The sequence below is a fragment of the Arthrobacter sp. FB24 genome, assembly GCF_000196235.1.
GTDB lineage: Bacteria > Actinomycetota > Actinomycetes > Actinomycetales > Micrococcaceae > Arthrobacter.
Window position 1 is genome coordinate 1,640,927 of sequence record NC_008541.1, and the last position, 26,227, is coordinate 1,667,153.

General features: G+C 66.6%; 22 protein-coding genes. 13 read left to right on the forward strand and 9 right to left on the reverse strand.

Translation table 11 applies throughout. From position 1 onward, the window contains the following. Positions 1 to 90 precede the first annotated feature (90 nt). Positions 91 to 357, reverse strand: a complete 267-nt coding sequence (locus ARTH_RS07515) for a GlsB/YeaQ/YmgE family stress response membrane protein (RefSeq protein WP_011691341.1) — start codon at positions 355 to 357, stop codon at positions 91 to 93. Between the two features lie 258 nt (positions 358 to 615). Here ARTH_RS07515 and ARTH_RS07520 point away from each other — a divergent pair, with 258 nt between their 5' ends. After that, positions 616 to 1,533, forward strand: coding sequence for a cation diffusion facilitator family transporter (locus tag ARTH_RS07520; protein ID WP_011691342.1), 918 nt, complete (start codon positions 616 to 618; stop codon positions 1,531 to 1,533). 62 nt (positions 1,534 to 1,595) lie between these two features. On the opposite strand, the gene ARTH_RS07525 is transcribed toward ARTH_RS07520, so the two are convergent. Continuing rightward, entirely contained in the window at positions 1,596 to 2,807 is a 1,212-nt protein-coding gene (locus ARTH_RS07525) for an MFS transporter (protein ID WP_011691343.1), read from the reverse strand. A gap of 179 nt (positions 2,808 to 2,986) precedes the next feature. Between ARTH_RS07525 and ARTH_RS07530 the strand changes: the two genes are divergently transcribed. After that, on the forward strand, positions 2,987 to 3,439 hold the full coding sequence (locus tag ARTH_RS07530; RefSeq protein ID WP_011691344.1) for a (deoxy)nucleoside triphosphate pyrophosphohydrolase: 453 nt from the start codon (positions 2,987 to 2,989) through the stop codon (positions 3,437 to 3,439). Positions 3,440 to 3,446: 7 nt separating this feature from the next. Here the strand turns inward: ARTH_RS07530 and ARTH_RS07535 are convergent, their stop codons facing one another. Further along, positions 3,447 to 4,568, reverse strand: a complete 1,122-nt coding sequence (locus ARTH_RS07535; protein WP_011691345.1) for an Rv2578c family radical SAM protein — start codon at positions 4,566 to 4,568, stop codon at positions 3,447 to 3,449. Between the two features lie 83 nt (positions 4,569 to 4,651). Here ARTH_RS07535 and pcp point away from each other — a divergent pair, with 83 nt between their 5' ends. Next, a complete protein-coding gene (pcp, locus tag ARTH_RS07540; RefSeq protein WP_011691346.1) occupies positions 4,652 to 5,326 on the forward strand; it encodes a pyroglutamyl-peptidase I in 675 nt (224 codons plus the stop codon). Between the two features lie 4 nt (positions 5,327 to 5,330). Here pcp and ARTH_RS07545 read toward each other — a convergent pair whose 3' ends face one another. Beyond that, positions 5,331 to 5,966, reverse strand: coding sequence for an SIMPL domain-containing protein (locus ARTH_RS07545; RefSeq protein ID WP_011691347.1), 636 nt, complete (start codon positions 5,964 to 5,966; stop codon positions 5,331 to 5,333). Between the two features lies 1 nt (position 5,967). Next, positions 5,968 to 6,456, reverse strand: a complete 489-nt coding sequence (locus ARTH_RS07550) for a hypothetical protein (RefSeq protein WP_011691348.1) — start codon at positions 6,454 to 6,456, stop codon at positions 5,968 to 5,970. Positions 6,457 to 6,738: 282 nt separating this feature from the next. Here ARTH_RS07550 and pheS point away from each other — a divergent pair, with 282 nt between their 5' ends. Genes pheS through ARTH_RS07565 form a run of 3 tightly spaced genes read left to right on the forward strand, consistent with a single transcriptional unit; the run spans position 6,739 to position 11,061 of the window. After that, positions 6,739 to 7,800 (forward strand): phenylalanine--tRNA ligase subunit alpha, encoded by a 1,062-nt coding sequence (gene pheS / locus ARTH_RS07555; protein WP_011691349.1) that lies wholly within the window; start codon positions 6,739 to 6,741, stop codon positions 7,798 to 7,800. Positions 7,801 to 7,802: 2 nt separating this feature from the next. After that, positions 7,803 to 10,346: a phenylalanine--tRNA ligase subunit beta gene (gene pheT, locus ARTH_RS07560; protein WP_011691350.1), complete on the forward strand. Its 2,544-nt coding sequence runs from the start codon at positions 7,803 to 7,805 to the stop codon at positions 10,344 to 10,346. Between the two features lie 34 nt (positions 10,347 to 10,380). Then, entirely contained in the window at positions 10,381 to 11,061 is a 681-nt protein-coding gene (locus tag ARTH_RS07565) for a 4'-phosphopantetheinyl transferase family protein (protein WP_011691351.1), read from the forward strand. A gap of 41 nt (positions 11,062 to 11,102) precedes the next feature. Here the strand turns inward: ARTH_RS07565 and ARTH_RS07570 are convergent, their stop codons facing one another. The 4 genes from ARTH_RS07570 to ARTH_RS07585 all read right to left on the reverse strand — a co-directional run bounded on the left by ARTH_RS07570 (position 11,103) and on the right by ARTH_RS07585 (position 18,838). Continuing rightward, positions 11,103 to 12,470: a M1 family metallopeptidase gene (locus ARTH_RS07570; protein ID WP_011691352.1), complete on the reverse strand. Its 1,368-nt coding sequence runs from the start codon at positions 12,468 to 12,470 to the stop codon at positions 11,103 to 11,105. Positions 12,471 to 12,522: 52 nt separating this feature from the next. Beyond that, on the reverse strand, positions 12,523 to 16,536 hold the full coding sequence (locus ARTH_RS07575) for a Pls/PosA family non-ribosomal peptide synthetase (RefSeq protein WP_011691353.1): 4,014 nt from the start codon (positions 16,534 to 16,536) through the stop codon (positions 12,523 to 12,525). A 117-nt stretch (positions 16,537 to 16,653) separates the two neighbouring features. Next, a complete protein-coding gene (locus ARTH_RS07580; protein ID WP_011691354.1) occupies positions 16,654 to 17,619 on the reverse strand; it encodes a quinone oxidoreductase family protein in 966 nt (321 codons plus the stop codon). Positions 17,620 to 17,749: 130 nt separating this feature from the next. Continuing rightward, positions 17,750 to 18,838 (reverse strand): fatty acid desaturase family protein, encoded by a 1,089-nt coding sequence (locus ARTH_RS07585; RefSeq protein WP_011691355.1) that lies wholly within the window; start codon positions 18,836 to 18,838, stop codon positions 17,750 to 17,752. A gap of 167 nt (positions 18,839 to 19,005) precedes the next feature. Between ARTH_RS07585 and argC the strand changes: the two genes are divergently transcribed. Genes argC through ARTH_RS07620 form a run of 7 tightly spaced genes read left to right on the forward strand, consistent with a single transcriptional unit; the run spans position 19,006 to position 26,224 of the window. Beyond that, positions 19,006 to 20,037, forward strand: coding sequence for an N-acetyl-gamma-glutamyl-phosphate reductase (argC, locus tag ARTH_RS07590; RefSeq protein WP_011691356.1), 1,032 nt, complete (start codon positions 19,006 to 19,008; stop codon positions 20,035 to 20,037). Beyond that, entirely contained in the window at positions 20,034 to 21,200 is a 1,167-nt protein-coding gene (gene argJ / locus ARTH_RS07595; RefSeq protein WP_011691357.1) for a bifunctional glutamate N-acetyltransferase/amino-acid acetyltransferase ArgJ, read from the forward strand. The genes argC and argJ overlap by 4 nt, the downstream gene beginning before the upstream one ends. Before the next feature lie 32 nt (positions 21,201 to 21,232). Then, entirely contained in the window at positions 21,233 to 22,165 is a 933-nt protein-coding gene (gene argB, locus ARTH_RS07600) for an acetylglutamate kinase (protein WP_011691358.1), read from the forward strand. After that, positions 22,162 to 23,442 (forward strand): acetylornithine transaminase, encoded by a 1,281-nt coding sequence (locus tag ARTH_RS07605; protein WP_011691359.1) that lies wholly within the window; start codon positions 22,162 to 22,164, stop codon positions 23,440 to 23,442. Before argB ends, ARTH_RS07605 begins: the two co-directional genes overlap by 4 nt. After that, positions 23,439 to 24,446: an ornithine carbamoyltransferase gene (gene argF / locus ARTH_RS07610; RefSeq protein WP_011691360.1), complete on the forward strand. Its 1,008-nt coding sequence runs from the start codon at positions 23,439 to 23,441 to the stop codon at positions 24,444 to 24,446. The genes ARTH_RS07605 and argF overlap by 4 nt, the downstream gene beginning before the upstream one ends. Further along, on the forward strand, positions 24,446 to 25,006 hold the full coding sequence (locus ARTH_RS07615) for an arginine repressor (protein ID WP_011691361.1): 561 nt from the start codon (positions 24,446 to 24,448) through the stop codon (positions 25,004 to 25,006). Before argF ends, ARTH_RS07615 begins: the two co-directional genes overlap by 1 nt. A 12-nt stretch (positions 25,007 to 25,018) precedes the next feature. Then, positions 25,019 to 26,224 (forward strand): argininosuccinate synthase, encoded by a 1,206-nt coding sequence (locus ARTH_RS07620; RefSeq protein WP_011691362.1) that lies wholly within the window; start codon positions 25,019 to 25,021, stop codon positions 26,222 to 26,224. Positions 26,225 to 26,227 lie beyond the last annotated feature (3 nt).

Genomic DNA, 26,227 nt, shown 5'->3' on the forward strand with positions numbered 1-26,227 from the left:
GCAAAGGCGGGGGCCCACCTTCCGGTGGGCCCCCGCCGTCGCAATCTCCACCATCAGGCACCTCGGCGCCTTAAGCGGTGGTGGGTGTCGTTAAGTGGTCTTGCTTCTGCCGGTGATGAAGCCGTAGATGCCGGCTACTACCAGGCCGCCGACGATGGCAAGAAGCCAGGAACCAAGGTTCCAGAATTCCATTTTGCCCCCGCCAAACAACAGGTCGCCGATCCAGCCGCCGACGATGGCGCCGACAACACCAAGAACGAGGCTGGTGACCCAGCCGCCGCCGACCTTGCCAGGCATGATCGCCTTGACGATAGCTCCTACAATGAGTCCGAGAATGATCCAGCCAATGAAGCCCATTTCTCCTCCTACATATTCGTCGGAACTCTCTACGGGTCCCGATTATGGATTCAAGCTAACACAGGGTGTGTTTGCTTGTCAGCAGGCTTAGTTTCAATGTTTTTGGTGTCATCCGCTGTGGCCCGTGGTGTGGCCCGTGGTGTGGCCCGCGGTGTGGCCGGCAGCGGCAGGCGGGTACGGTATTCCTTGCGGGCATCAGCATTGTGCGGTGATCGAACCTGCAAATTTTCCGGCAATCCCTGAAGAGGTGAAGCTCACGTGGCTGCAAATGGCGGTACCAAGGCGATCGTCGCGGCTCTGGCTGCAAACCTGACCATCGCTGTACTGAAGTTCGTCGCTTTCATCCTGACGCTGTCGTCATCCATGCTGGCCGAGGCTATCCACTCCGTTGCCGACTCCGGCAACCAGCTGCTCCTGCTGATTGGCGGTAAGCGGGCCAAACGTGCCGCGAGCCCCGAACACCCCTTTGGCTACGGACGTGAGCGCTATATCTACGCGTTCATTGTCTCGATTGTGCTGTTCAGCGTGGGCGGCCTGTTTGCCCTGTACGAGGCGTGGGGGAAACTTCAGCATCCCCATGCCATCGAAGGCGACTTCTGGTGGGTTCCGCTGGCAGTCCTGATCGGTGCAATCATGGCGGAATCCTTCTCGTTCCGGACAGCCATCATCGAGTCAAACCACATCCGGGGCAAGCAGAGCTGGGTCCGCTTCGTCCGCAATGCCAAGCAGCCCGAGCTCCCCGTCATCCTGCTGGAGGACCTGGGCGCCCTGCTGGGCCTGGTGTTCGCGCTGTTCGGGGTGAGCCTGACGCTGGTCACCGGCAACGGTATCTGGGACGCCCTCGGAACCGCGATGATCGGCTTCCTGCTGGTGGCTATTGCAGTCGTCCTTGCCATGGAGACCAAGTCGCTGCTGCTCGGCGAATCCGCTACCAAGGCGGATGTCGTGAGGATCAGCAGCGCGCTCGAGGCCAACGGCACCAAAATCATCCACCTGAAGACCCTGCACCTCGGCCCGGAGGAACTGCTGGTGGCTGCCAAGATCAGCGTCGGCGCCGCCGCCACCGGAGCGGAGATCGCCACGGCAATTGACGACGCCGAGAGCCGCATCCGAGACGCCGTGCCCATTGCGCGGGTCATCTACCTTGAACCGGACGTGGAGCGCGCGCACGTCTGACCCCGGCCGCGGGCTGCCGTGTTCCGCGGAAGGCTGCTGGTTTCCTTGCCTGCTGGCGCAGGCTAGGAAACCAGCGGCCTTTTACGTTCCAGCAGGCCGCTGATTACCGCCACACCGAGGCCCAGGATTGCCAGGACGGCACCGACAAGTGCGGGCGCAATATAACCCCATCCCCATGCGATCACCAGGCCTCCGAGGAAGGCGCCCAGGGCGTTCGCGACGTTCAGGGCCGCGTGGTTGAGCGAGGACGCGAGGGACGGGGCATCGGGTGAGGCATCCAGCAACCGCGTCTGCAGTGCCGGCACCAGCAACGAGCCGGCACCGCCGACCACAAACACCATGACGAAGGCGGACCACGGCCAGTGGACGGCCACCGCGTAGACAACCAGGGCGACGGCGATGCCGGGCAGGACCCAATAGATGGTGCCCATCACGGATTTGTCGGCAATGCGCCCGCCCACGATGTTTCCCGCCACCATGCCCAGGCCGTAGAGAGCCACCACCAGGGGCAGGAACGCGGGCGGGATTCCCGCCACCGAGGTCATGGTGTGCGCAATGTACGTGTAGGTGGCAAAGAACCCGCCGAAGCCAACGATGCCGATCAGGATGGCGAGCCACACCTGCAGCCGTTTTAGGGCGCCAAGTTCGCGGCGGATGCTGGCGTCCGGGTGCGCTTCGTGGAACGGGACGAACTTCCAGATCATCGCGAGCGTCACCAGCCCGATTACGCCGACGAGCACGAAGAGCAGGCGCCAGCCGAATGCCTGGCCCACCCAGGTGGCGAAGGGGACCCCAATGACGTTAGAGACGGTCAGCCCGGCCATCACCATGGAAATCGCCCAGCCCCGCTTGGTCGGAGCGACCAGCGAAGCTGCAATCACCGCGGCGACGCCGAAGAACGCTCCGTGAGGCAGACCTGCCGCGAACCGGGACACCAGCATGGTGCCGTAATCCGGGGCGATGAACGACGTGAGGTTGGCCAGGCTGAAAAACAGCATGAGGCCCAGGGCAAGGTGTTTGCGGGGGAGTTTGGCGCCGACCGCCGCGAGGAGCGGCGCGCCGATCACGACGCCGAGCGCGTAGGCGGAGATGAGGTGGCCGGCTTCCGGGGTGCCGATGTTCAGGCCCTGTTCCACCTCCTTGAGCAGTCCCATCATGGTAAATTCGGTGACGCCGATACCGAACCCGCCCATCGCGAGGGACACGATGGCTAAGGCGAGGTGATTGGTTCCGGCCCTGGACTTGGCGGGGCTGATGGTGGGCGTGGAGGTCATTGGCCTGTTTCTCGAAAGTTCTGATTCATCAAAGGTTCAGTCAGGAAGCAGCATAAAATCTGATTACTTCAACGTTGAGGGAGGGGGGCCGTATTCCGGAGTGAACGCTTTGTCGGTGAGTGCCGTTCCGGCTCGCCGACGGAACCAGCCACCCCTATTGTCCCCCATAGACTGGTGCGGTGACTGGACTGATCAATGTTGTTGGCGGAGCCGTTGTGGATTCCCTGAGTTCCCCTGCACGGCTCCTCGTCGCCCGGCGGACGGCGCCACCCCAGTTTGCCGGCATGTGGGAATTCCCGGGCGGGAAGGTGGAGCCTCGTGAGACGGCGGAAGACGCCCTGCACCGGGAGCTCCGTGAGGAACTGGGAATCGGGGTCAGGCTCGGGGCTGAACTGCCGGCTGAAACAGCTGCCGGCTGGCCCCTCAATGCCAAGGCCTCGATGCGCGTGTGGTTTGCCGAGATCGCCGACGGAGAACCCCGCCCCCTGGAAGACCACGACGAGCTGCGCTGGATTGCCTTGGCGGGAAATGACGAAGCTCTGGCCCTGCCGTGGATACCCGCAGATTTCCCGATTGTCCGCGCCCTGCTGGCGGCCGTTGCCGGTTCGGAGCGCCTTTCGCCGGGATTCTAACGAACGGTCAGAACAGCGTGGGCTGGGCGGACTCCACACCCTGGCCGGGTCCCGCGCCCGTTCTTGCTGCGGGGATGCTGCCGGCGGGGTACTGAGCTTCCTCTTCCCTGGGGTCCCCGGCGAGGTCTCGGTGGCTGAACCCGTGCGAGCCGTAAAAACCGTGACGGGACTTGAAGTAGCGGATCCGTCCCCCGAGCCACTCGCGATATTCCTTGGACGCGTAGGAGCCGGTCCCGTACAGCCGGCGGTAGCGGCCCGCCAGTTCGGGGTGCCTGGCAGCGATCCATTGCATAAACCACTCACGCGTGCCCGGTTTGAGGTAAAGCGCCCCGGCGGTGACGCCGGTGGCGCCAGCCGCAGCCAGTGCGCCAAACAGCGAGTCCAAGGCTTCATCGCTGTCGGAAAGCCACGGCAGGATGGGCATGGCCATCACGCCGCACGGCAGCCCCGCATCGCGAAGCCTCGAGACGAGCTTGAGACGCGCCCTGGGCCCCGGAGTGCCGGGCTCGACCGCCTCCGACAGTTGCTCGTCGGTCATGGCCAGCGAAATTCCGATCCCTACGGGCACCTGGGTGGCCGCGTGCTTGAGGAGCGGGATGTCCCGGGCCAGCAGCGTCCCCTTGGTGAGGATGGACAGGGGAGTCCCTGAATCGGCAAGCGCACGGATGATGCCGGGCATCAGCTGGTACCGGCCCTCGGCCCGCTGGTACGGATCCGTATTGGTGCCCAGGGCCACGTGATGATGGCCCCACGAAGGCTTGGCCAGTTCCTTCCGGAGGACCTCGGCTGCGTTGATTTTCACCACCACCTGGCTGTCAAAATCCAGGCCGGCATCAAAGTCCAGGTACGTGTGGCTCTTGCGGGCAAAACAGTAAACGCATGCGTGGCTGCAGCCACGATAGGGATTGACGGTCCATTCGAACGGCATGCGCGAACCGGCCGCCACTTTGTTGAGCATGGATTTGGCCGTGACCTCATGGAAAGTGACCCCGGCAAATTCCGGAGTGGAAACTGAACGGATGAGCCCTGCCAGGGGCAGCAGCGCCTGGGTGGCCGGGGCGGAGGCCGGTGCGTTGCCGGCGGTGGTGTCCGCCAGCGCCGGCCGGAGTGCTTGTGCGTCCCATCTCATGGATACAATTCGAAGGTATGTTCGAATTTAAGTCAAGGACGCTGGGGAAACCATCGTACGTGCCGGGTTGCTAGGCTGAGGCAATGATCCTCCTCACCGGGTTCGAACCCTTTGGCGGCGAAACCATCAACCCTTCCTGGCAAGCGGCGGAAGAGGCCTCCCGGATCCTGCTGGAAGAGGGGCACGCCGTTGCGGCGCTGGAACTGCCGTGCGTGTTCGGGCAGTCCATCACGGTGCTTGAGGATGCGTTGCAGCGTTACCGCCCGGAGCTGGTGGTCTGCGCCGGCCAGGCCGGCGGCCGGCCGCGGATCTCCCTGGAGCGGGTCGCCATCAACTGCGACGACGCCCGCATCCCGGACAACGCCGGAAACCGTCCCGTGGACGAGGAAGTGGTCCGCGGCGGCCCGGCAGCTTATTTCAGTTCGTTGCCGGTGAAGGCGGGGCTTGAGGCCCTGCGTGCTGCGGGGATACCGGCCGAGGTTTCCCAAAGCGCGGGCACCTACGTCTGCAACCACGTTTTCTACGCACTCATGCACGCGTTAAACAGCGGTCCGGCAGGCGGAAAGTCCGGCAGCAGCGGTCCGCCTGCGGCCCGCGGCGGATTCATCCATGTTCCGTATGAGACGCAGCAGGTGCCCCGGGGCAGCGGTACCCCGTCGCTGCCCGCCGCCGTGATGGCGGAGGCGCTCGCCGTCATCGTACGAACCACGCTGGCGACCACCGCGGACATCAAGCTGCCGGCCGGTAGCGTTCACTAGCCTGTCATCGGAGCTCCCAGACGACGTCCACCGTGGCGGAGACGCTGGACTGCCCCGCTTCGATCCCTACGGAGTCCGTGGCCATGGCGCGCTGCATTCTTGCCACCGGAATCGGTCCTGACGGTCCGGGCAGCTGAGTGACGGAAACCACCGCGCCGAGTTCGGCGCCCGCCAGCGAGGCGAACTGCCCGGCCGCGGCCAGGGCGTCCTGCCAGGCGGCCTCCCGTGCCTGCGCCGTGACGGCGGCAGGATCCGCGAAGCCGAGCTCCAGCCCGTTAAGCCGCACGTCATTGCCGCCGGCGGCCACCGCAGCCGCGATGACTTCCGAGGAACCGGCAACATCCCGCAGCCGAACGCCCAAAATGCTTGAGGCAATGTAGCCCGCGACGGTCTGGCCCTGACCCTCCTTCCACACCACGTCCGCGCGGACGTTCAAGCCCGAGGTGCTGATGTCCGGATCGGGTACACCGTGCTCCCGCAGTACCGCCGATATCCCGGCCGCGGCCCTCCCGGCAGCCGCATACGCGGCACCCACGTCCTCCCGGCGGCACTCCACTCCGATGGAAACAGTCAGCAGGTCGGGCACTGCCTCGACAGTGCCCGAGCCGGTCACCGCTACAGTCCTCGTATTTTCGGTCATGTCATCCCTCAATTCCATCGTGGGCAACGCTGCCCTTTCGGGGTTTTTTCGTGCCGCGGTTGCCCGTTTCACGGCGGCGCCTATCCACGTAGCCGCCGGCCTCCAACCCCGCCAGGCGTTCAAAGACGTTGGCGGAGCCCGGGTTTCCCGTCCGCAGTTGAGACCACCCGGCTGCGATGAAGTACAGGGGCAGGAACGGCAGGCCCAGGCACCAGGCATATTGGCTGCTGTGCCGTTCCTCGTGTCCCAGCAATACCGGGTTGGACAGAGCCTCCGCAGGCGCCGCCCGGAACAGCACGACGTTCCCCACCGCGAACGCCTGGGCGGCGGGGAGCCGCCACCGGTAACCCGTGGCGATGAGCAGGCCGCGCGGGCCAACATGGACGGCCGTGCCTGCGCACCTTGCCAGCAGCAGGCCCATGAGCGTCGTTGCATTCAGCACGTTGGTGATCTGCCGCAGCCGCTGTCCTGGGGTTATGGGGCCGGTCATGAGGCCATGGTATCGGGAGCCGGCAACCGCCGCGCCGCCCCGCTTCTCCGGTCCGCGGGCAGTCACGTTGCGGGCTGTGGCGCGTTCCGCCGGGCGCGTTCAACTAGACTGGGGGAGAGTGCCCGCCGGACGAATTCCGGCGAGCCCTGCCCTTTGTCGCTTCACGCGGTCCCTGAACCCGGCCGCGCGGAAAGACAAGCCAGTGACGGACACGCTGCCGGTGGACCCGAATGCAGCCGGACAGTTCGCTGGCGATACCCGACTCGTAGCTAAGAACAGTAGATGACTGAAACTTTGCCGGGCGCTGCCATCCCGAATCCTCTGGATGAAGCCGCCATTACTGCCGCCGTAGACCACGCCGTTGCCGCCATTGCCGCTGCCGCCACCCTTGACGAGCTCAAGGCCGTGAGGTTGGCACACACCGGTGAGAAGTCGCCGCTGAGCCTTGCCAACCGCGAAATCGGCGGCCTGGCGAAGGATCAGAAGGCCGCCGCCGGAAAGCTCATGGGTGCTTCCCGCGGACGCGTCAATAAGGCGCTCGCGGACCGTACCGCCGAACTCGAAGCTGAGAACGATGCACGCATCCTCGTTGAGGAGACCGTCGACGTCACTGCAGCTCCGCGCCGCCGTCGTGCCGGTGCGCGCCACCCGCTGTCCACCCTTCAGGACCGGGTGGCGGACATCTTCGTCGGCATGGGCTGGGAAATCGCCGAAGGCCCCGAGGTTGAATCCGAGTGGTTCAACTTCGATGCCCTGAACTTCAAGCCGGACCACCCGGCCCGCGAAATGCAGGACACCTTCTTCGTGGAGCCCCCCGAGGCCCACCTGCTGATGCGCACCCACACCTCGCCGGTTCAGGTCCGCTCCATGCTTGAACGCGAAGTGCCCATCTATGTCCTCTGCCCGGGCAAGGTGTTCCGTACCGACGAACTCGATGCCACGCACACGCCGGTCTTCCACCAGTTCGAGGGCCTGGCCATCGACAAGAAGCTCAGCATGGCGGACCTCCGCGGCACGCTGGAGCACTTCGCCCGGCAAATGTTCGGCGACGAAGCCCAGATCCGCCTTCGCCCCAACTACTTCCCGTTCACCGAGCCGTCGGCAGAGCTGGACATCTGGCACCCGGGCGCCAAAGGCGGTCCGCGCTGGATCGAGTGGGGCGGCTGCGGCATGGTCAACCCCAACGTCCTCCGCGCCGCCGGCATCGATCCGGACATCTATTCAGGTTTTGCCTTCGGCATGGGCATCGAGCGCACCCTTATGTTCCGCAACGAGGTGGGCGACATGCGCGACATGATCGAAGGCGACGTACGTTTCAGCGAGCACTTCGGGATGGAGATCTAACAGTGCGTATCCCACTTTCCTGGTTGCGTGAGTTCGCGCAGGTACCGGCCGAAGCAACGGCCGAAGACGTCATGGCAGAACTGGTCAAGGTCGGTTTTGAAGAAGAAGCAGTCCACCGCCCCACGGACGCGCTCCGCGGCCCCGTTGTGGTGGGCCAGGTACTGAGCCTGGTCAAGGAGCCGCAGACCAACGGCAAGACCATCAACTGGTGCCAGGTCCGAGTGGTCCCCGAGGGCCAGGAACAGACCCTCACCGGCGACGGCATTGACCCGTCGGGTGTCCAGGGCATCATCTGCGGCGCCCACAACTTCGTGGAAGGTGACAAGGTAGTGGTCACCCTTCCCGGTGCCGTGCTGCCCGGAGACTTCCACATTTCCGCCCGGAAGACCTACGGCCACCTGTCCGCCGGCATGATCGCCTCCGTCCGTGAACTGGGCATAGGCGAGGACCACGACGGCATCCTGGTGCTCTCCCGGATCGGGCTGGATCCCGAAATCGGCACCGACGCCATGGAACTGCTCGGCCTCTACGACCAGGCCGCCGAAATCAACGTCACTCCGGACCGCGGCTACGCGTTCTCCATCCGCGGCGTCGCCCGTGAATATGCCCACGCCACCGGTACCGCTTTCACGGACCCGGCTTCACAGGTGCAGGCACCGGCTGAACTGGCCGGCGGGTACGGAGTCAAACTCAATGACGACGCCCCCATTTACGGCAAGCCGGGGTGCGACCGTTTCGTGGCACGCACCGTCCGTGGCATCGATGCCACCAAGCCGACGCCGCCGTGGATGGTCTCGCGCCTGCGGCTGGCCGGCATCCGCTCCATCTCGCTGCCGGTGGACATCTCGAACTACGTCATGCTGGAACTCGGCCAGCCGACGCACTGCTACGACCTGGACAAGCTGTCCGGCGACATTGTGGTGCGGCGCGCTGTGGCGGGAGAGAAGATCACCACCCTTGACGACAAGGAGCGGAAGCTCGACGTCGAGGACCTCCTGATCACCGACGACTCCGGCGCGATCGGCATCGCCGGCGTCATGGGCGGTGCTGCCACGGAGGTGAGCGATTCGACGTCGAACGTCCTGGTTGAAGCGGCGCACTTCGACGAAGTATCGATCGCACGGTCACGCCGCCGGCACAAGCTGCCCTCCGAAGCGTCCAAGCGTTTCGAACGCGGCGTGGACTGGCAGGTTGCCGGCATCGCCGCCCAGCGGGTTGTCGACCTTCTCGTCGAGCTGGCCGGCGGCACGGCCGATGAAGCCGGCACCGACGTCGGCACGGCCCCTGACGCCGTGACCATCGAGCTGCCGGCGGCATTCGCCGCAGCCCGGATCGGCATCGACTTCACCGACGAACAGATCGTCACCTCGCTCGAGGACCTCGGCGCTGCCGTGGCCAGGAACGACGCCGGCTGGACAGTCACGGCCCCGAGCTGGCGCAACGACCTCGAAACCAAGGAAGACCTCTCCGAGGAAATCGCCCGGCTGGTAGGTTACGACCAGATTCCCGCGACGCTTCCGGTGGCGCCTCCGGGACGCGGCCTGACCCGCGTCCAACAGCAACGCCGCCGCCTGGTCCAAGCGCTCGCCGACGCCGGGCTCACCGAGGTCCTCGCGTACCCGTTCGTGTCCAAGGCTGCCAATGACACCTTCGGCGTGGCTGAGCAGGGCGCCGGCCGCAAGGCCGTCAAGCTTGCCAACCCGATCAGCGAAGAACAGGGCTACCTGCGGACGTCCATCCTGCCCGGACTGATCGAGGTAGCCAAGCGCAACCACTCGCGCGGCTTCCGCGACCTGGCGGTCTTCGAGGCGGGACTTGTCTTCCTGCCGGGGGACACCCTGGGTACTCCCTCCATTCCGCCGCTTGGCGTCAAGCCCTCCGATGAGGTGCTGGATGCCCTGTACGACGGCGTTCCCGACCAGCCGCTGCACATCGCGGCGGTCCTGACGGGCCACGACTCGCCCGCCGCAGCGTCGCACACACCGCGTGCCTGGGACTGGGCCGACGCTTTGGACATCGCCCGCCTCGCCGGCGATGTCCTGGGTGTCGAAATCGTCATCAGCCAGGGCCACCACCAGGCCTACCACCCGGGACGGACCGCCCAACTGTCGCTGCGCTCGGGCGAAGTCATCGGCTATGCCGGTGAACTGCACCCCAAGCTGCTGGCCGCGCACGACATGCCGGCACGCTCGGTGGCACTCGAGCTCAACGCCGATGCCCTCTTCGAAGCCGCCGCGGATGTCATCGTGGCCAAGCACATTTCCGGCTTCCCGGTGGCCACCCAGGACGTGGCCCTGGTGGTTCCCAAGGATGTTCCCGCCGACGACGTCCTGGCCGCCCTCCGCGAAGGAGCCGGCGAGCTGCTGGAAGACGTGGCGCTGTTCGACGTGTACGCAGGAAAGGGCATTGAGGACGGCAAGAAGTCGCTGGCATTCGGCCTGCGCTTCCGTGCCGCTGACCGGACGCTCACAGCCGATGAGGCCTCTGCTGCCCGTGAAAGCGCCGTGACGGTGGCCGCCGAACGGTTCGGAGCCGTTCAGCGCTAGTTCCAACGGCGCTAAGCACGCAGAAGGGCGGGCCATGGCATCACAACTTGTTGTGCGTGCCTGCCCGCCCTTTCGCGCAGCCGGGCAGGATCCGGCCACGGCACGTGCGGAGTTGGAACGCGGAGCCCGCCGGCTCCTGGAACGGACTGAACTGGAACGGGCCCGCGCCATGGTGCCCGGGGCGCGCGAGGATTTCCTGGCCGGCCGTCTGGCCCAGCGGCTGTTCGCCGCGGAGCTGCTCGGGGTGCGCGCCCATGATCTTGCCGCCAGTTACAGCTGCCCGCAATGCGGCACTGGACCGGGCGTCCCCCATGGAAGGCCCGGCTACACCCTGGACGGAGTCCCGGTGCCCCTGCTCCTGAGCCTCTCACGGGCTGGCGGCTGGACCCTGCTGGCGGCCGTGACATCTCCCGTGCCGGGTCAGCGGCTGGGGGTCGACGCCGAGGATCCGCAGCGGATGGAATTCGAGGGCTTCGACGCGGTGGCGCTGACCCCCGCGGAGCGCCAGGCCGCGGCCCCGTTGCGCGGGACCGCCCTGCTGCGTGAGCGTGCCCGGCTCTGGGCTCGGAAGGAGGCCTTCCTGAAGATGACCGGGGAGGGCCTGAGGCGGCCGCCTGAGACTCTTGACGTGCTTGACCGGGCCGGCATCCGTGACCTTGCGTCAGCCGAGTCGGGGCTGCCGGGCCACTTGGCGGCCGCCGTCGCCTTCGGGTGAAGCCCCGGCAGCTACCGCTCGGTCAGGGCCACCCCCGGCGGCTACCGCTCGGGCAGGGCCGGCAGTGCCTCTTCGAACAGCCAGGGGTGGAGCAGGGCTTCTGAATCGATTCCGGCCACGCGGTCCGCTGTCTGGATGAACCCGGCAGTGGACACGGATCCGTGGCGGTTGCTGGCCGCCCACTCGTGCAGCAGCGCATAAAAGGCGAGGTCTCCGCACCGGATCCGGAGCGCGTGCAGCGCCAAGGCGCCGCGTTTGTAGACCCGGTCGTCGAACATCAGCTCCGGCCCGGGGTCACCGACCATGAGGTCCTGGCGACCGGCGTCGAGCTTCCGCCAGGCAGCCGCTGCGCGGTCCGCAACGCTCATGACCCCGGCAGCCTCGGACCAGATCCACTCCGCGTAGCACGCGAAGCCTTCGTGCAGCCAGATGTCGCACCAGGCCGCAACCGTCAGGGAATTGCCGAACCACTGGTGGGACAGTTCGTGGGCAATGAGCCGCTGCGATTCCCATCCCGTATCCAAATGGTTGGGGCCCAGGATGGACAGCGTCTGGGCCTCGAGCGGAATCTCGAGTTCGTCCTCTGCCACCACCACGGTGTACTCCTGGAACGGATAAGGGCCGAAGCTGTTGACGAAGGTGCGCATCATCTCCGGCTGGCGGGCCAGGCCCCGGCGTGCTGCGTCGGCCAGGGAGGCAGGCACTGCGACGTGCTGGGGGACGCTGCCGGGTACCGACGCGGTGTCCAGGGTCAGAACGTCGTACCGGCCGATCTGGACGGTGGCGAGATATGTCGCCATCGGCTCGGCCTGCTCGTATGTCCAGGTTTCACGGCTGGAGCCGGTCTTGCGGGAGATCAGCAGACCGTTGCAAACCGCCCGGTAGCTTGCGTCCGTGGTGACGGCGATCCGGTAGCTGGACTTGTGCTGCGGATGGTCGTTGCAGGGAAACCAGGAGGCGGCACCGTCGGGCTGGCCCGCCACCAGCACGCCGTCGGTAAGTTCTTCCCAGCCCACCTCGCCCCAGAGGCCCCGGCGGGGAGAAGGATTCCCCTCATACCGGATGTCCAGCGTGAAGCGGTCTCCCGGCAGCAGCGCCGCGTCAGGGACGATCACCAACTGTTCGGCCCGCTGGCTGAATCTCCGCAGCCTTCGGCCGTTCAGGGAGACTTTGACGGCGCGCAGTCCAGCGAGGTCCAGGACAACGGCCGACGACGGCCGGTCCGCCTCGGCGTGCAGGACTGCCCTCCCGTTCAGCCTGTTGCTGGCCAGTTTGTAGTCCAGTTCCAGTTCGTATCGCGTGACACGGTAGGCGTTCGTGCCATGCCCGGGGACGTAGGGATCCGGGGAGCCCGACGGTTCGCCCGGCCGGCGTGTATCGCCGGGACTGGCTGGTGCTGCAAAACTCATAGACTGGCCTTCGAATTGCGGATGGCGGGAGCCGGAGCCGACCGTGTGGGAGCTACTTTAGCCGCGGAGCCGGTACGGCCGGACCTGCCCAGGGGCTGACCGGGTTGCCCATCCAGTAGGTCGCGGCGGGAACAGTCTCCCCGCGCATGACCAAGGATGCCGGCCCCACCGTGCCGCCCCTCGCGATGCGTGCCCGCGGAAGGATGACACCGTGCGGGCCCATCGTGGCTCCGTCTTCGAGGGTAACAGTGTCGATGCTCATGATCCGGTCGTGGAACAGGTGGGTCTGGACCACGCAGCCCCGGTTGACTGTTGAGCTCTCCCCCAGAGTGACAAGGTCTGCTTCGGGCAGCCAGTAACTTTCGCACCATGTGCCGCGGCCGATCTTCGCTCCCAGCCCGCGCAGCCACCACACGAGCGCAGGAGTGCCCGAAGCCGAGCGGGCGAACCAGGGCGCACTCACCATTTCGATGAACGTATCCACTACCTCGTTCCGCCAGATGAAGGAGCTCCACAACGCATGTTCGCCCGGCCTGATTTTGCCCACCAGCAGCCATTTGGCCGCAACGGCGCTGGCCGCGGCCACGGCTCCTGCCACCAGGACCACGATGCCTCCCAGGATGGCAGCGAAACCGTAGCCCCATAGCGAGGCGAGCCGGTCGAAGGCGAGCATGACGCCGGCGGCCAGGCCCACCGTGAGCACCACCGGAATGAACCGGCAGAGCTCCCACAGGGCGCGGGCCAGTTTCAGCCGCCGGGGTGGCTGGAAGGTCAGGGTGTTGTCCGTGGCAATTGCTGTACGCCGCAGCCGGACCGGCGGGCTGCCCAGCCAGGACGTGCCGGATTTCGCCTTGGCCGGGGTGGCGGAGAGGACGGCCACCAAGGAGTTCTTGGGCACGCTTCGCCCGGCCCCCGTCATTCCGGAGTTGCCCAGGAAAGAGCGTTTGCCGATTTTGGCCGGGGCAATCCGCATCCACCCGCCGCCAAGTTCATAGGAGGCCACCATGGTGTCATCCGCAAGGAACGCGCCTTCGCCGACGGTTGTCATCTTGGGGAGCAGGAGGACGGTGGAGGCCTCAACGTTCTTGCCGACCTTGGCTCCCAAGAGGCGCAGCCAGACCGGGGTGAACAGGCTGGCGTAGATCGGAAACAGGACGTCACGGGCCAGGTCCAGCACCCGTTCTGTCGCCCAGACCTGCCAGCCGATCCGGCTCCGCACCCTGAAGTAGCCTTCCTTGAGTCCCACACCCAGCAGCCGGGTGGTGGCAAGGATCAGCAGGAGGTTGGTGATGAACCACGTCAGCGCCGCGAGCGGGAGCGAGGCAAGCACCTGGGGGATGGCTGCCGAAAGTGATTCGCTGCCGCGGATGAACAGGAAGACCACCAGCGCCCCGGCGGCAGCGGACAGGTAGGGGATGGTGGCCAGCGCCGCCGAGGCTGCTGCAAAGCCGGCGAACCAGAGCCGCCCGATCAGCGCATGCGCCGGCGGCGGCGTGTCCGGCCACGCATGTTTGGCTTTGCCGATCCGCTCGGCGGGGGAGCCGGACACCAGCTGCCCGGCCTTGACCTTGCCGAGAACCGCCGAGCCCGGCTCCACTTGGGCGCCGGCTCCGATACTGGCGCCTGGCATGAGCGTGCTGCGTGCTCCCACTGTGGCGCCGGCGCCAACGTGCACCCGGCCGATGTGGACGGTGTCGCCGTCAATCCACCAGCCGGAGAGATCCACTTCGGGTTCGATGTTGCAGCCGCGCCCCAGCGAAAGCATTCCGGTGACGGGCGGCAGCGAATGCAGCTGGACGTCGTTGCCGATCTTTGCCCCGAGCGCTTTCGCATAGTACGGAACCCAGGGGGCGCTTGCCAGGCTGATGGCGCCCGACAAGTCCTGGATTTGTTCTGCCAGCCACAGCCGCAGGTGCACCTTGCCGGACCTCGGGTAGGTCCCGGGGACCACGCGCCGGAGCAGGGTCCTGGCGGCCAGGACCGAGAGGGCCATCCGGCCGGCCGGGCTCACGAACACCAGCCAGGAAGCGGCCACCCACCACCAGGAAACAACGGGAGCAGCCGTGAAGCCGGCAAGGGCGGCCAACAGGTTGTTGGCCGCCATCACGTAGGTCAGCCACCGCATGCCCACCAGAATGTGCAGGGGGACCCCCATCAGAGTCTGGAAGACCTGCGATTTCAGGGCTGTGGGACGGACCTCACGCTCCGGCGCCGGTCCGGCCGCCCCCTCGGGCAGGGATTGCCGGGCAACGTCGATGAGCGCGCCCACCCTCGGGGTGGCGTAGATGTCGGCCACCGTGATGGTGGGATAGCGGACACGGAGCGCGGACACGAGCTGCGCGGCTGCCAGGGATCCGCCGCCATGGGCAAAGAAGTCGGCATCCAGGCTCGACGCCGGTGTCCCCAGCACGCTGCCCCACTGCTCCACGATCCAGCGTGCGTCGTCCGGCAGGTTCAGGGGTGCATTGTCCGCATCTGCTGCCCCCGCGCCGGCGAGCGGCCAGGGCAGGGCGTGCCGGTCCACCTTTCCGCTCGTCTTGGTGGGCAGTGATTCCACAACAGTGAGGAGCGGTATGAGCGCCGCCGGGAGGCTGGCTCCCAGCAGCTCCCTGGCCGCCGCGAGATCGATCTCCGCGGTGCCCGCGGCGGCAAGGTAACCGACGAGGATCTGGTTCCCGGCCGCCGTCGTGCGGACCGCGGCCGCCGCTCCGGCAACGTCAGGCAGTGCCTGCAGGGCGGCGTCGATCTCTCCGAGTTCGATCCGCCGGCCACCGAGCTTCACCTGTTCGTCGCCGCGGCCCATGAAGACGAGCCCCGATGCCTCATAGCGGACCAGGTCTCCGGACCGGTAGGCCCGGGTCCAGCCGAGGGACGGCATGGGCGCATACTTTTCGGCGTCCTTGGCGGGGTCGAGGTACCGGGCCAGCCCCACGCCGCCGATGATGAGCTCGCCCACCTGGCCCTCCTCCACCGGAATGCCGCCGGCGTCAACCACGGCAAGGTCCCAGCCGTCCAGCGGCAGGCCGATCCGAAGCGGGCCCGGCACGCCCAGCTGCGCCGCGCAGGCAACCACGGTGGCTTCCGTGGGGCCGTAGGTGTTCCACACCTCCCTGCCGTCGACGGCGAGGCGATCCGCGAGCTCCGGCGGGCAGGCCTCACCGCCGAATATCAGCAGCCTCACGTTCTCCAGCGCTTCTGCCGGCCACAGGGCCGCGAGGGTGGGCACAGTGGACACCACTGTTATCCCGTGGCTGATCAGCCACGGGCCGAGGTCCATGCCGGTCCGGACCAGCGACCGAGGGGCAGGAACCAGGCAGGCTCCATAGCGCCAGGCCAGCCACATCTCCTCGCAGGACGCGTCGAAGGCCACGGACAGTCCGGCGAGCACCCGGTCCTGGGGGCCGATGGGTTCGTCCTGCAGGAACAGCCGGGCTTCGGCGTCAACGAACGCCGCCGAGGAGCGGTGCTGGACGGCGACGCCCTTGGGGGTGCCCGTGGAGCCGGAGGTGAAGATCACCCAGGAGTCGTCGTCGGCTTGCGGTTTCCGCGGCGCCGGGAACGGCCGGGGACGCTTGCTGTCCGTGACGATCTCGCCATTGCCTCTGAGGATCGCGCCGACGCGGGCTTCACTGAACACCAGCTTGGCGCGTTCGTCGGGGTCATCAGCATCCACCGGAACGTAGGCAGCCCCGATCAGCAGTATGGCCAGGATCGAGACATAGAGGCGGTTGGTGCCGGAAGGGATGCGGACGCCGATCTTGTCGCCGGCGCCGAGGCCAGCCAGATGCAGCTCCCGTGCCGTGGCCCGGACCTCGGCCATCAGCTGCGCGTAACTCAGGCGCCGGTGGCCGTCGTCCAGGGCCGACGCCTCGGGATACTTCCGGGCCGTGTCCTCCAGGATGTCGATCAGCGTCCGCTCCGGCGGTGCCGCGGCGGCGCCGGGCAGCTGCGGCAGATGCACGTTCCGGACGGCGGGAAGAGCAGAGCGTCCTTCCAGGGGGCCGGACTCGGACTCCGGCGCGGGCGCGGATCCGGAGGCTTGCGGTTGTTCAGTCACGGGGGTCATTCTTTCCGCACAAGATGAACAGAAGGTGTCGCAGTTCTCCCGGCGTTCGCCGGGGGTTTGTGTCCCGTTAACGGGTTCCTGCTACCCGGTCCCTGCTTCGTTGTCCTGTTCCCTGGTTCAGGGGACCAGGATGATTTTGCCGGTGGTGCGGCGCTGTTCAAGGTCGTCGTGTGCCTGTGCTGCACGGGCCAGGTCGTAGCGGCCGCCGATCCGGACCTTGAGGTTCCCGTCTGCGGCCGCCGCGAAAATCTCATCTGAGCGCCAGCGGCGTTCCTGGGCGTTGCGGAGGAAGTGGTTTATGGTCGGCCTGGTCAGGTACAGTGAGCCGCCGGCATTGAGGCGCTGCGGATCGAAGGGCGGAACCGGTCCGGATGCGGCGCCGAAGAGAACCAGCGTGCCGCGGACCCGCAGGGCGGCCAGGGAACCGTCGAAGGTGTCCTTGCCGACGCCGTCGTAGACCGCATCCGCGCCGGTTCCGTCGGTCAGCTCCCGGACTTTGGCGGAGAAGCCGTCATAGGGAATGACGTGGTCGGCGCCGGCCTCGCGGGCCAGTTTCGCTTTGTCATCGGTGGAGACGGTGGTGATGACGCGGGCTCCCTTTGCCTTGAGCAGCTGGATCGCCAGCAGGCCCACCCCGCCGGCCCCGGCGTGAAGCAGGATGGTGTGGCCAGGCTCCACCCGGAAAGAGGAATTGACCAGGTAGTGCGCGGTGATCCCCTGCAGGGGAAGGGCTGCCGCCGTGAAATCGTCCACGCCGCGGGGGACCGGGAGGGCCTTGTCCTCGTCCACGAGGATGTAGCCTGCGTAGCAGTTGGCTCCTTCGGCAGTAGCCACCCGGTCGCCCGGTGAGAACACCGTGACGTTGTCGCCGATTTCCTCGACGGTGCCGGCGGCCTCGGAACCCGGGGTAAATGGATAGGCGACTTTGTACGTGCCGCTGCGCTTGTAGGTGTCGATGAAGTTCACGCCCGTGGCGGAGACCTTCACCAGCAGCTGGCCCGGACCAGGCACCGGACGATCCACTTCGGCAAGCTGCAGCACTTCAGGGCCGCCTGCCTGGCGGGCAACAATTGCGTGCATCATATGTCTCCTTCCCTGGGCTGGGATTTCCAGGCCCGGATACAGGAACCATCCTAGGGACACGGCCGTCAACGACGAAGTGACGGCCGGTAACCGGCCGTCACTTCGTCTCAAGGGTGAATCGGGGGTGTGCCTAGAAGCGGCGGGTAACAGTGGCCATGGGGCATTCGAAGTGGCGCCCGGCGGAGAGGCCCACGTCGTTGAGGTAACGCACGATGATTCCGTAGGACTGCAGCAGCGTGGTCTCTGTGTAGGGGACCTGGTGCTTGGCGCAGAACTCCCGGACGATGACTGCGGCCTTATCCAGCTGCGGGCGGGCCATGTCCGGGAAGAGGTGGTGTTCGGCCTGACGGTTCAGGCCGCCCATCAGGATGTCCATGAAGCGGCCGCCTGAGATGTTCCTGGACGTCAGGACCTGGCGGCTGAAGAAGTCCACGCGGCTGTCCGCCGGCAGGACCGGCATGCCCTTGTGGTTCGGGGCGAAGGAAGCGCCCATGTAGAAACCGAAGACAGCGAGCTGGACGCCGATGAACGCCAGCGCCATGCCCCACGGCAGGAACGTGAAGGTAAGGACCGGCAGCAGGCTCAGGCGGGCCAGCAGGATCGGGAGTTCAACCCAGCGGTGCGTGACCTTTGCGCGGCGGAAGACGAACTTGACCGAATCGATCTGCAGGCCGAGGCCCACCAGGAACAGCAGCGGGAAGAAGAACCAGCCCTGCTTCTTGGTAAGGAATGCGAACCGTCCCTGGCGGTCTGCAACCGCTTCGGTGTGGAAGGCAATGGGCCCGGGCGCGATGTCGGGATCCTTGGAAATGACGTTCGGGTGGTTGTGGTGGGCGCCGTGCTTCTGCTCCCACCAGGAGTAGCTCATGCCGGCGACGGACGTGGCCAGCAGCCTGGCCGCCCAGTCGTTTGCACGGCGGGAGGCGAAGATCTGGCGGTGCCCGGCCTCGTGGGCCAGGAAGCTCAGCTGGGTGCAGAGGATGCCAATGGCGGCGGCGATGAGGAGCTGGAACCAGCTGTCACCGATGAGCGCGAAGCCGAACCAGGCTGCTGTCATCAGGAGCACCAGGACGGAGAAGACCGTGATGTAGAAGCCGACGCGCCGTTCGAGCAGCCCTGCGGCCTTGACGGTTTTGAGGAGTTCGGAGTAGCTCAGGACAACCTGGTTGGGCTGCCGGACACGCGATTGCGGGCGCTCCGAAGTGGTGGTGGGGGTCATGGACTCGGGGCCTCGTAACTGTTACGGGCAACGCTGCAGCCGACATTCGGACCGCACGGTCAGGATCACCCTTCTTCAAGCATACGCTGGCTGGCCTAACAAGGGCAGGTATGAGCGTATGCATAAATATCGGGTTCTATGCATAGTCTTCCTGTATAGTCGTTTCCATGACTATTTCTGTTGCCGTTTCCGGTGCGAGCGGTTACGCCGGCGGTGAGGTGCTTCGCCTTCTGGCCGGACACCCCGACGTCACTATCGGCGCTATCACAGCACACAGCAACGCCGGTTCCAGACTAGGCGAATTGCAGCCGCATCTCCATGGTCTGGCCAGCCGCATCCTCGAGGACACCACCGTGGAGAACCTCTCCGGCCACGACGTGGTGTTCCTGGCCCTGCCGCATGGTGCCTCCGCGGACATTGCGGCCCAGTTGCCCGAAGGCACGGTAGTGATCGACGCCGGCGCCGACCACCGGCTGGAAGACCCCGCCGCCTGGGAAAAGTTCTACGGTTCCGCGCACGCCGGGACGTGGCCCTACGGGCTGCCCGAACTTCCGGGCCAGCGGGAAAAGCTCAAGGGAGCGAACCGGATTGCCGTACCGGGATGCTACCCGACGTCGGCCCTGCTGGCCCTGACACCCGGGTTCGCCGGCAGCCTCCTGCAGCCTGACGACGTCGTGATTGTCGCTGCCTCCGGCACCTCTGGCGCCGGGAAAGCCGCGAAGGTGAACCTCATCGGCTCCGAGGTCATGGGGTCCATGAGCCCCTACGGCGTGGGCGGCGGCCACCGGCACACCCCGGAGATCGAGCAGGGGCTGGGCAATGCCGCGGGCGAGGCTGTGACGGTATCCTTCACGCCCACCCTTGCCCCGATGAGCCGGGGCATCCTCACCACCGCAACGGCAAAGGTGAAGCCCGGCGTCACCGCAGCAGAGCTGCGCAGCGCCTGGGAAGAGGCGTACGACGACGAGCCGTTCGTTCACCTGCTTCCCGAGGGCCAGTGGCCCTCCACCAAGTCCGTGCAGGGCTCCAACCACGCCGTGATGCAGGTGGCGTTCGATGCGCACACCGGCCGCGTCATTGTTACCTGCGCCATCGACAACCTGACCAAGGGGACCGCCGGCGGCGCCGTGCAGTCCATGAATATCGCCCTTGGCCTGGCGGAAACCGCCGGCCTCAACCTGCAGGGAGTTGCCCCGTGAGCGTCACCGCCTCCAAAGGATTCCGCGCCGCCGGGGTCAAAGCCGGCCTGAAGGCGTCAGGGAATCCTGATCTTGCCCTTGTGGTCAACGACGGCCCGTCCAAAGCCGCAGCGGCGGTGTTTACGTCCAACCGCGTGGCCGCGGCCCCCGTCCACTGGTCGCGCGAAGTGGTGAAGGACGGCCGCGTCGACGCCGTGATCCTCAACTCCGGCGGCGCCAACGCCTGCACCGGCCCGCACGGCTTCCAAAACACCCACACCACCGCGGAAAAGACCGCCGAAGCCCTGGGCGTCTCGGCCACCGACATCTTTGTCTGCTCCACCGGCCTGATCGGCGAGCAGCTGCCCATGGACAAGATCGTCCCGGGCATCAGCGCGGCCGCCGCGGCCCTCGGCACCGACGGCGGCCCGGCTGCGGCCACGGCGATCATGACCACGGATTCCGTGTCCAAGGAAGCAGTGTTCACCGGCAAGGATGCCGAAGGCAACGAATACACCATCGGCGGCATGGCCAAGGGCGCCGGCATGCTCGCCCCCGGGCTGGCCACCATGCTGGTGGTCATCACCACCGACGCGGACGTCCAGCCGGAAATGCTCGACGTCGTGCTTCGCGACGCCACCAGGGTCACCTTTGACCGGGCGGACTCGGACGGCTGCATGTCCACCAACGACACCGTGGTGCTGCTGGCATCGGGTGCATCGGGCGCCGTGCCCTCGGCAACGGAATTCGGTGCCGGACTGACGCAGGTCTGCGCCGAACTGGCCCGCAAGCTGATCGGTGACGCCGAAGGCGCCAGCCATGACATCGCCATCCGGACGTTCAACGCCGCCAGCGAAAAGGACGCCGAGATTGTCAGCAGGGCCGTGGCCCGCTCCAACCTCTTCAAGGCTGCAATCTTCGGCAAGGACCCGAACTGGGGCCGCGTGCTGTCCGCCGTGGGCACCACCGACGCCGTGTTCGAGCCGGACCAGCTGAATGTTTCCATGAACGGCGTGCAGATCTGCCGCAACGGAAGCATCGGCGAAGACCGCAGCCTCGTGGACCTGGAGCCCCGGGAGGTCCACGTCGGGATCGACCTGCAGGCCGGAGAATCCGAAGCAACGATCTGGACCAACGACCTCACGCACGACTACGTCCACGAAAACAGCGCCTACTCAAGCTAGGTGGCAGACCCACCTTCCGGGGAGACAGCACCATGAACACCCAGACACGCGAGACCACCTCCATGAGTGATGCCCAGGACAAGGCAGGCACCCTGATTGAAGCCCTGCCGTGGATCCAGCGCTTCGCGGGCACCACCATGGTGATCAAGTACGGCGGCAACGCCATGGTCAACGATGAACTCCGCCGGGCGTTTGCCGAGGACGTCGTCTTCCTGCACCACGTAGGCATCCACCCGGTGGTGGTGCACGGCGGAGGTCCGCAGATCAACGCCATGCTCAGCCGCCTCGGCATCGAGTCCGAGTTCAAGGGCGGGCTGCGCGTCACCACCCCCGAGGCTATGGACGTGGTCCGCATGGTGCTGACCGGCCAGGTGGGCCGCGAACTTGTGGGCCTGATCAACTCCCACGGCCCGTACGCCGTCGGCATGTCCGGAGAAGACGGCGGGCTGCTGCGTGCCGTCCGGACCGGCACCGTCGTGGACGGCGAGGAAGTGGACCTGGGCCTTGTCGGGGAAGTCGTGGGCGTCAACCCCGAGGGCATCGTGGATATCCTCGCGGCCGGCAGGATCCCGGTGATTTCCACTGTTGCCCCGGAAATAGCTGACGACGGATCCACCACCGGGCAGGTGCTCAACGTCAACGCCGACACCGCGGCCGCCGCCGTCGCGTCGGCGCTGGGGGCCTCCAAGCTGGTCATCCTGACCGACGTCGAGGGCCTCTACGCGAACTGGCCGGACAAGTCGTCGCTGATTTCATCCCTCACGGCCTCAGAGCTGCGGGAGATGCTGCCGAGGCTTGAATCGGGCATGATCCCCAAAATGGCCGCCTGCCTGCAGGCGGTTGACGACGGAGTGGAGCGCGCACACATTGTGGACGGCCGCCTGCCGCACTCCATGCTGCTGGAAACATTCACCACCGCCGGAATCGGCACGCAGGTGGTCCCGGACGAGGAAACGAACGCATGAGCCAGATAGAAAAGTCCCCGGTGGTTGAGCTGGTCGAAACCAAAGGCCATACGACCGGAGCCGAGTGGCTGGCCCGCTATTCCTCGTCCCTCATGGGTGTGTTCGGGACGCCGCAGCGGGTCCTCGTCCGCGGAGCGGGCTGCCTGGTCTGGGACGCCGACGGCAAGGAGTACCTCGACCTGCTCGGCGGCATAGCCGTGAATGCCATGGGCCACGCCCACCCGTTCGTGACGTCGGTGATCTCCAGCCAGCTCGCCACCCTGGGGCACGTGTCCAACTTCTTCACCAGCCCCACTCAGATTGCGCTGGCCGAAAAGCTGCTCGAACTGGCCAAGGCGCCGGCGGGTTCCAAAGTATTTTTCGCGAACTCCGGCACCGAGGCCGTGGAGGCCGCCTTCAAGCTGGCGCGCCGCAATTCCGGCGCCGAGGTGTCAGCCGGCCCGGGCGGAACCGTCAAACGGCGGACCAAGATCGTCGCGCTCGAGGGGGCGTTCCACGGCCGCACCATGGGCGCGCTGGCGTTGACCGCCAAGGCCGCCTACCGGGCGCCGTTCGAACCCCTGCCCGGTGGCGTTGTCCACATCCCGTTCGGGGACATCGACGCGTTGATCGAGGAAATCGATGAGACCACTGCGGCTGTCTTCCTGGAGCCGATCCAGGGTGAAGCCGGCGTCCGGCCCCTGCCCGCCGGCTACCTGAAGGCTGCCCGCGAAGCGACCACAAAGGCGGGCGCGCTGCTGATCCTCGATGAGGTCCAGACCGGCATCGGCCGCACCGGCAAATGGCTGGCCAGCGAAGACGCCGGAATCGTCCCGGATGCAGTGACGCTCGCCAAGGGCCTGGGCGGAGGTTTCCCGATCGGCGCGTTGATCACCTTCGGTCCCGAAACTTCCTCGCTCCTCACCGCAGGCCAGCACGGCACCACCTTTGGCGGGAACCCGGTGGCCACGGCCGCCGCCCTGGCCACGCTCCACGCGATCGAGAGCCAGCGCGTCCTGGACAACGTCCGTGCCGTGGGGGAGCACCTCCGATCGAAGCTCGCGGCAGTCGACGGCGTCACGGAAGTCCGCGGCGAAGGCCTTCTGATCGGCTTTGACCTGGACGCGGACATCGCGCCTGCCGTCGTGACCGCAGGGCTGGATGCCGGGTTCATCGTCAACAGCCCGGGTCCGCGCACCATCCGCCTCGCCCCGCCGCTGATCCTGACGGCCGCACAGGCCGACAGCTTCATCCAGGCACTGCCCACGCTCCTCCAGACCGCAAAGGATGCCCAGTGACCAGCTCCGCAACAACCCGTCACTTCCTCAAGGACACCGACCTCACCCCGGCAGAACAGGCCGAGGTCCTGGACCTCGCCGTCCGCATGAAAGCCGCGCCTTACAGCATCCAGCCGTTCGCGGCAGAAGGCAGCGGACGCAAAACGGTCGCGGTCATCTTCGACAAGACGTCCACCCGGACCCGCGTGTCCTTCGCCACCGGCGTGGCTGACATGGGCGGAAACGCCCTCATCATCAACCCGGGCGAGGCACAGATCGGCCACAAGGAATCCGTGGAGGACACCGCCAAGGTCCTGGAACGCATGGTCTCCACCATCGTCTGGCGCACCGGCGCCCATTCGGGTCTGGTGGCCATGGCCGAAAACTCCAAAGTCCCGGTCATCAACGCCCTCTGCGACGACTACCACCCCTGCCAGCTGCTGGCCGACCTGCTGGCCGTCAAGGAACACAAGGGCGAGCTCAAGGGCCTCACCATGAGCTACCTCGGTGACTCCGCCAACAACATGGCGAACTCCTACCTGCTGGCGGGGGTGACGGCCGGGATGCACGTGCGCATTGCAGGTCCGGACGGCTACCTGCCGGCCGCGGATATCGTCGCCGCCGCAGAGGAGCGGGCTGCGGAAACGGGCGGCTCGGTACTGATCACCACGGATGCCGCGGAAGCTCTCAAGGGGGCCGACGTCGTCGCCACGGACACCTGGGTGTCCATGGGACAGGAGACCGAAAAGGAAGCCCGGCTCCAGCTGTTCCGCAACTATTCCGTTGATGAAGCAGCGATGCAGCTCGCGGCGCCGGACGCCGTCGTGCTTCACTGCCTGCCGGCGTACCGGGGCTATGAGATCTCCGCAGGAGTCATCGACGGTCCCCAGTCGATCGTCTGGGACGAGGCGGAAAACCGCCTCCACGCCCAGAAGGCGCTGATGGCGTGGCTCATGCACCGGTCGGGCCTGGCCTTCGTCGACGGTCTCTCGCCCGTTGAAGGAACCGGGGAGAGCACGTTCTAGTGTCCACCAACCCGTCGGTACCGGGCCCGAGCCCGGCGACCAAAACCGCCAGGCTGGCGCGGATCACCGCGATCCTGACCGGTGAGTCAGTGCGTTCGCAGGCCGAGCTTGCCGCGCTGCTGGCGGACGACGGCGTCCAGGTCACCCAGGCCACGCTGTCCCGCGACCTCGTGGAACTCGGGGCGGTCCGGGTTCGCGGCAAGGACGGCGTGCTCGTGTACGCCGTTCCGGGGGAGGGCGGTGAACGTGCGGCCAAGGCCGGCGTCACCCAGGAGATCCTGGACGCCCGGCTTGCCCGGCTGTGCGGGGAACTGCTGGTTACCGCCGAGGCATCGGCGAACATCGTGGTGCTCCGGACCCCTCCGGGGGCGGCGAACTTCCTGGCCCTGGCCATCGACCACTCGGTCATGCCCTCCATCCTGGGGACCATCGCCGGGGACGACACCGTGCTGCTGGTCACGCGGGATCCGCAGGGGGGCGGGGAAGTGGCCGCCCGCTTCCTGCAGTTCGCTGAAGAAGCCGGCCATAAGCTTGAAGACAACCAAGAACCAAACAACTAAGGAGCATTTGAAGTGACTGAGCGTATTGTGCTGGCCTACTCCGGTGGCCTGGATACTTCCGTAGCGATCGGCTGGATCGGTGAAGCAACCGGTGCCGAGGTCATCGCCGTGGCCGTCGACGTCGGGCAGGGCGGCGAGTCGCTGGAGACCATCCGCCAGCGTGCCCTGGGCTGCGGCGCCGTCGAAGCCTACGTGGCCGATGCCAGCGACGAATTCGCCAACGAGTACTGCATGCCCACGCTGAAGGCCAACGCCCTCTACCAGGGCCACTACCCGCTGGTCTCGGCGATCTCCCGCCCGGTTATCGTCAAGCACCTGGTCAAGGCCGCCCGTGAATTCGGTGCCACCACCGTGGCGCACGGCTGCACCGGCAAGGGCAACGACCAGGTCCGCTTCGAAGTGGGCATCCAGACCCTCGGCCCGGACCTGAAGTGCATTGCCCCGGTCCGCGACCTCGCCCTGACCCGCGACAAGGCCATCGCCTTCGCCGAGGAAAAGGGACTGCCGATCGAGACCACCAAGAAGAACCCGTACTCGATCGACCAGAACGTCTGGGGCCGCGCCGTCGAAACCGGCTACCTCGAGGACATCTGGAACGCCCCCACCAAGGACATCTACGACTACACCGCCACCCCGGAATTCCCGCCGGCGCCGGATGAGGTCATCATCTCCTTCGAAGCCGGCGTGCCGGTCGCCATCGACGGTGTCAGGGTCACCCCGCTGCAGGCCATCAAGGAACTCAACCGCCGCGCCGGCGCCCAGGGCGTGGGCCGGATCGACGTCGTCGAGGACCGCCTCGTCGGCATCAAGTCCCGCGAAATCTACGAGGCCCCCGGTGCCATGGCGCTGATCACCGCGCACAAGCACCTCGAGGACATCACCGTTGAGCGCGAACAGGCACGCTTCAAGGCCACTGTCGGGCAGCGCTGGTCCGAGCTGGTCTACGACGGCCAGTGGTTCTCCCCGCTCAAGCGCTCCCTGGACGCCTTCATCGAGGACACCCAGAAGTACGTCTCCGGTGACATCCGCATGACGCTGCACGGCGGCCAGGCCGTGGTCAACGGGCGCCGCTCCGAGACCTCCCTCTACGACTTCGACCTCGCCACCTACGACACCGGCGACACCTTCGACCAGTCGATGGCGCGCGGCTTCATCGAGCTGTGGGGCATGTCCGCCAAGGTTGCCTCCGGCCGCGACATCCGCGTCGCCGGAAAGTAGCCC

What these genes read in the sequence shown, in the direction of transcription:
- ARTH_RS07515 (WP_011691341.1), bottom strand. Translation starts at nt 357, where the DNA reads ATGGGCTTCATTGGCTGGATCATTCTCGGACTCATTGTAGGAGCTATC.
- ARTH_RS07525 (WP_011691343.1), bottom strand. Translation starts at nt 2,807, where the DNA reads ATGACCTCCACGCCCACCATCAGCCCCGCCAAGTCCAGGGCCGGAACC.
- ARTH_RS07535 (WP_011691345.1), bottom strand. Translation starts at nt 4,568, where the DNA reads ATGAGATGGGACGCACAAGCACTCCGGCCGGCGCTGGCGGACACCACC.
- pcp (WP_011691346.1), top strand. Translation starts at nt 4,652, where the DNA reads ATGATCCTCCTCACCGGGTTCGAACCCTTTGGCGGCGAAACCATCAAC.
- ARTH_RS07545 (WP_011691347.1), bottom strand. Translation starts at nt 5,966, where the DNA reads ATGACCGAAAATACGAGGACTGTAGCGGTGACCGGCTCGGGCACTGTC.
- ARTH_RS07550 (WP_011691348.1), bottom strand. Translation starts at nt 6,456, where the DNA reads ATGACCGGCCCCATAACCCCAGGACAGCGGCTGCGGCAGATCACCAAC.
- pheS (WP_011691349.1), top strand. Translation starts at nt 6,739, where the DNA reads ATGACTGAAACTTTGCCGGGCGCTGCCATCCCGAATCCTCTGGATGAA.
- ARTH_RS07565 (WP_011691351.1), top strand. Translation starts at nt 10,381, where the DNA reads ATGGCATCACAACTTGTTGTGCGTGCCTGCCCGCCCTTTCGCGCAGCC.
- ARTH_RS07570 (WP_011691352.1), bottom strand. Translation starts at nt 12,470, where the DNA reads ATGAGTTTTGCAGCACCAGCCAGTCCCGGCGATACACGCCGGCCGGGC.
- ARTH_RS07575 (WP_011691353.1), bottom strand. Translation starts at nt 16,536, where the DNA reads ATGACCCCCGTGACTGAACAACCGCAAGCCTCCGGATCCGCGCCCGCG.
- ARTH_RS07580 (WP_011691354.1), bottom strand. Translation starts at nt 17,619, where the DNA reads ATGATGCACGCAATTGTTGCCCGCCAGGCAGGCGGCCCTGAAGTGCTG.
- ARTH_RS07585 (WP_011691355.1), bottom strand. Translation starts at nt 18,838, where the DNA reads ATGACCCCCACCACCACTTCGGAGCGCCCGCAATCGCGTGTCCGGCAG.
- argC (WP_011691356.1), top strand. Translation starts at nt 19,006, where the DNA reads ATGACTATTTCTGTTGCCGTTTCCGGTGCGAGCGGTTACGCCGGCGGT.
- argB (WP_011691358.1), top strand. Translation starts at nt 21,233, where the DNA reads ATGAACACCCAGACACGCGAGACCACCTCCATGAGTGATGCCCAGGAC.
- ARTH_RS07605 (WP_011691359.1), top strand. Translation starts at nt 22,162, where the DNA reads ATGAGCCAGATAGAAAAGTCCCCGGTGGTTGAGCTGGTCGAAACCAAA.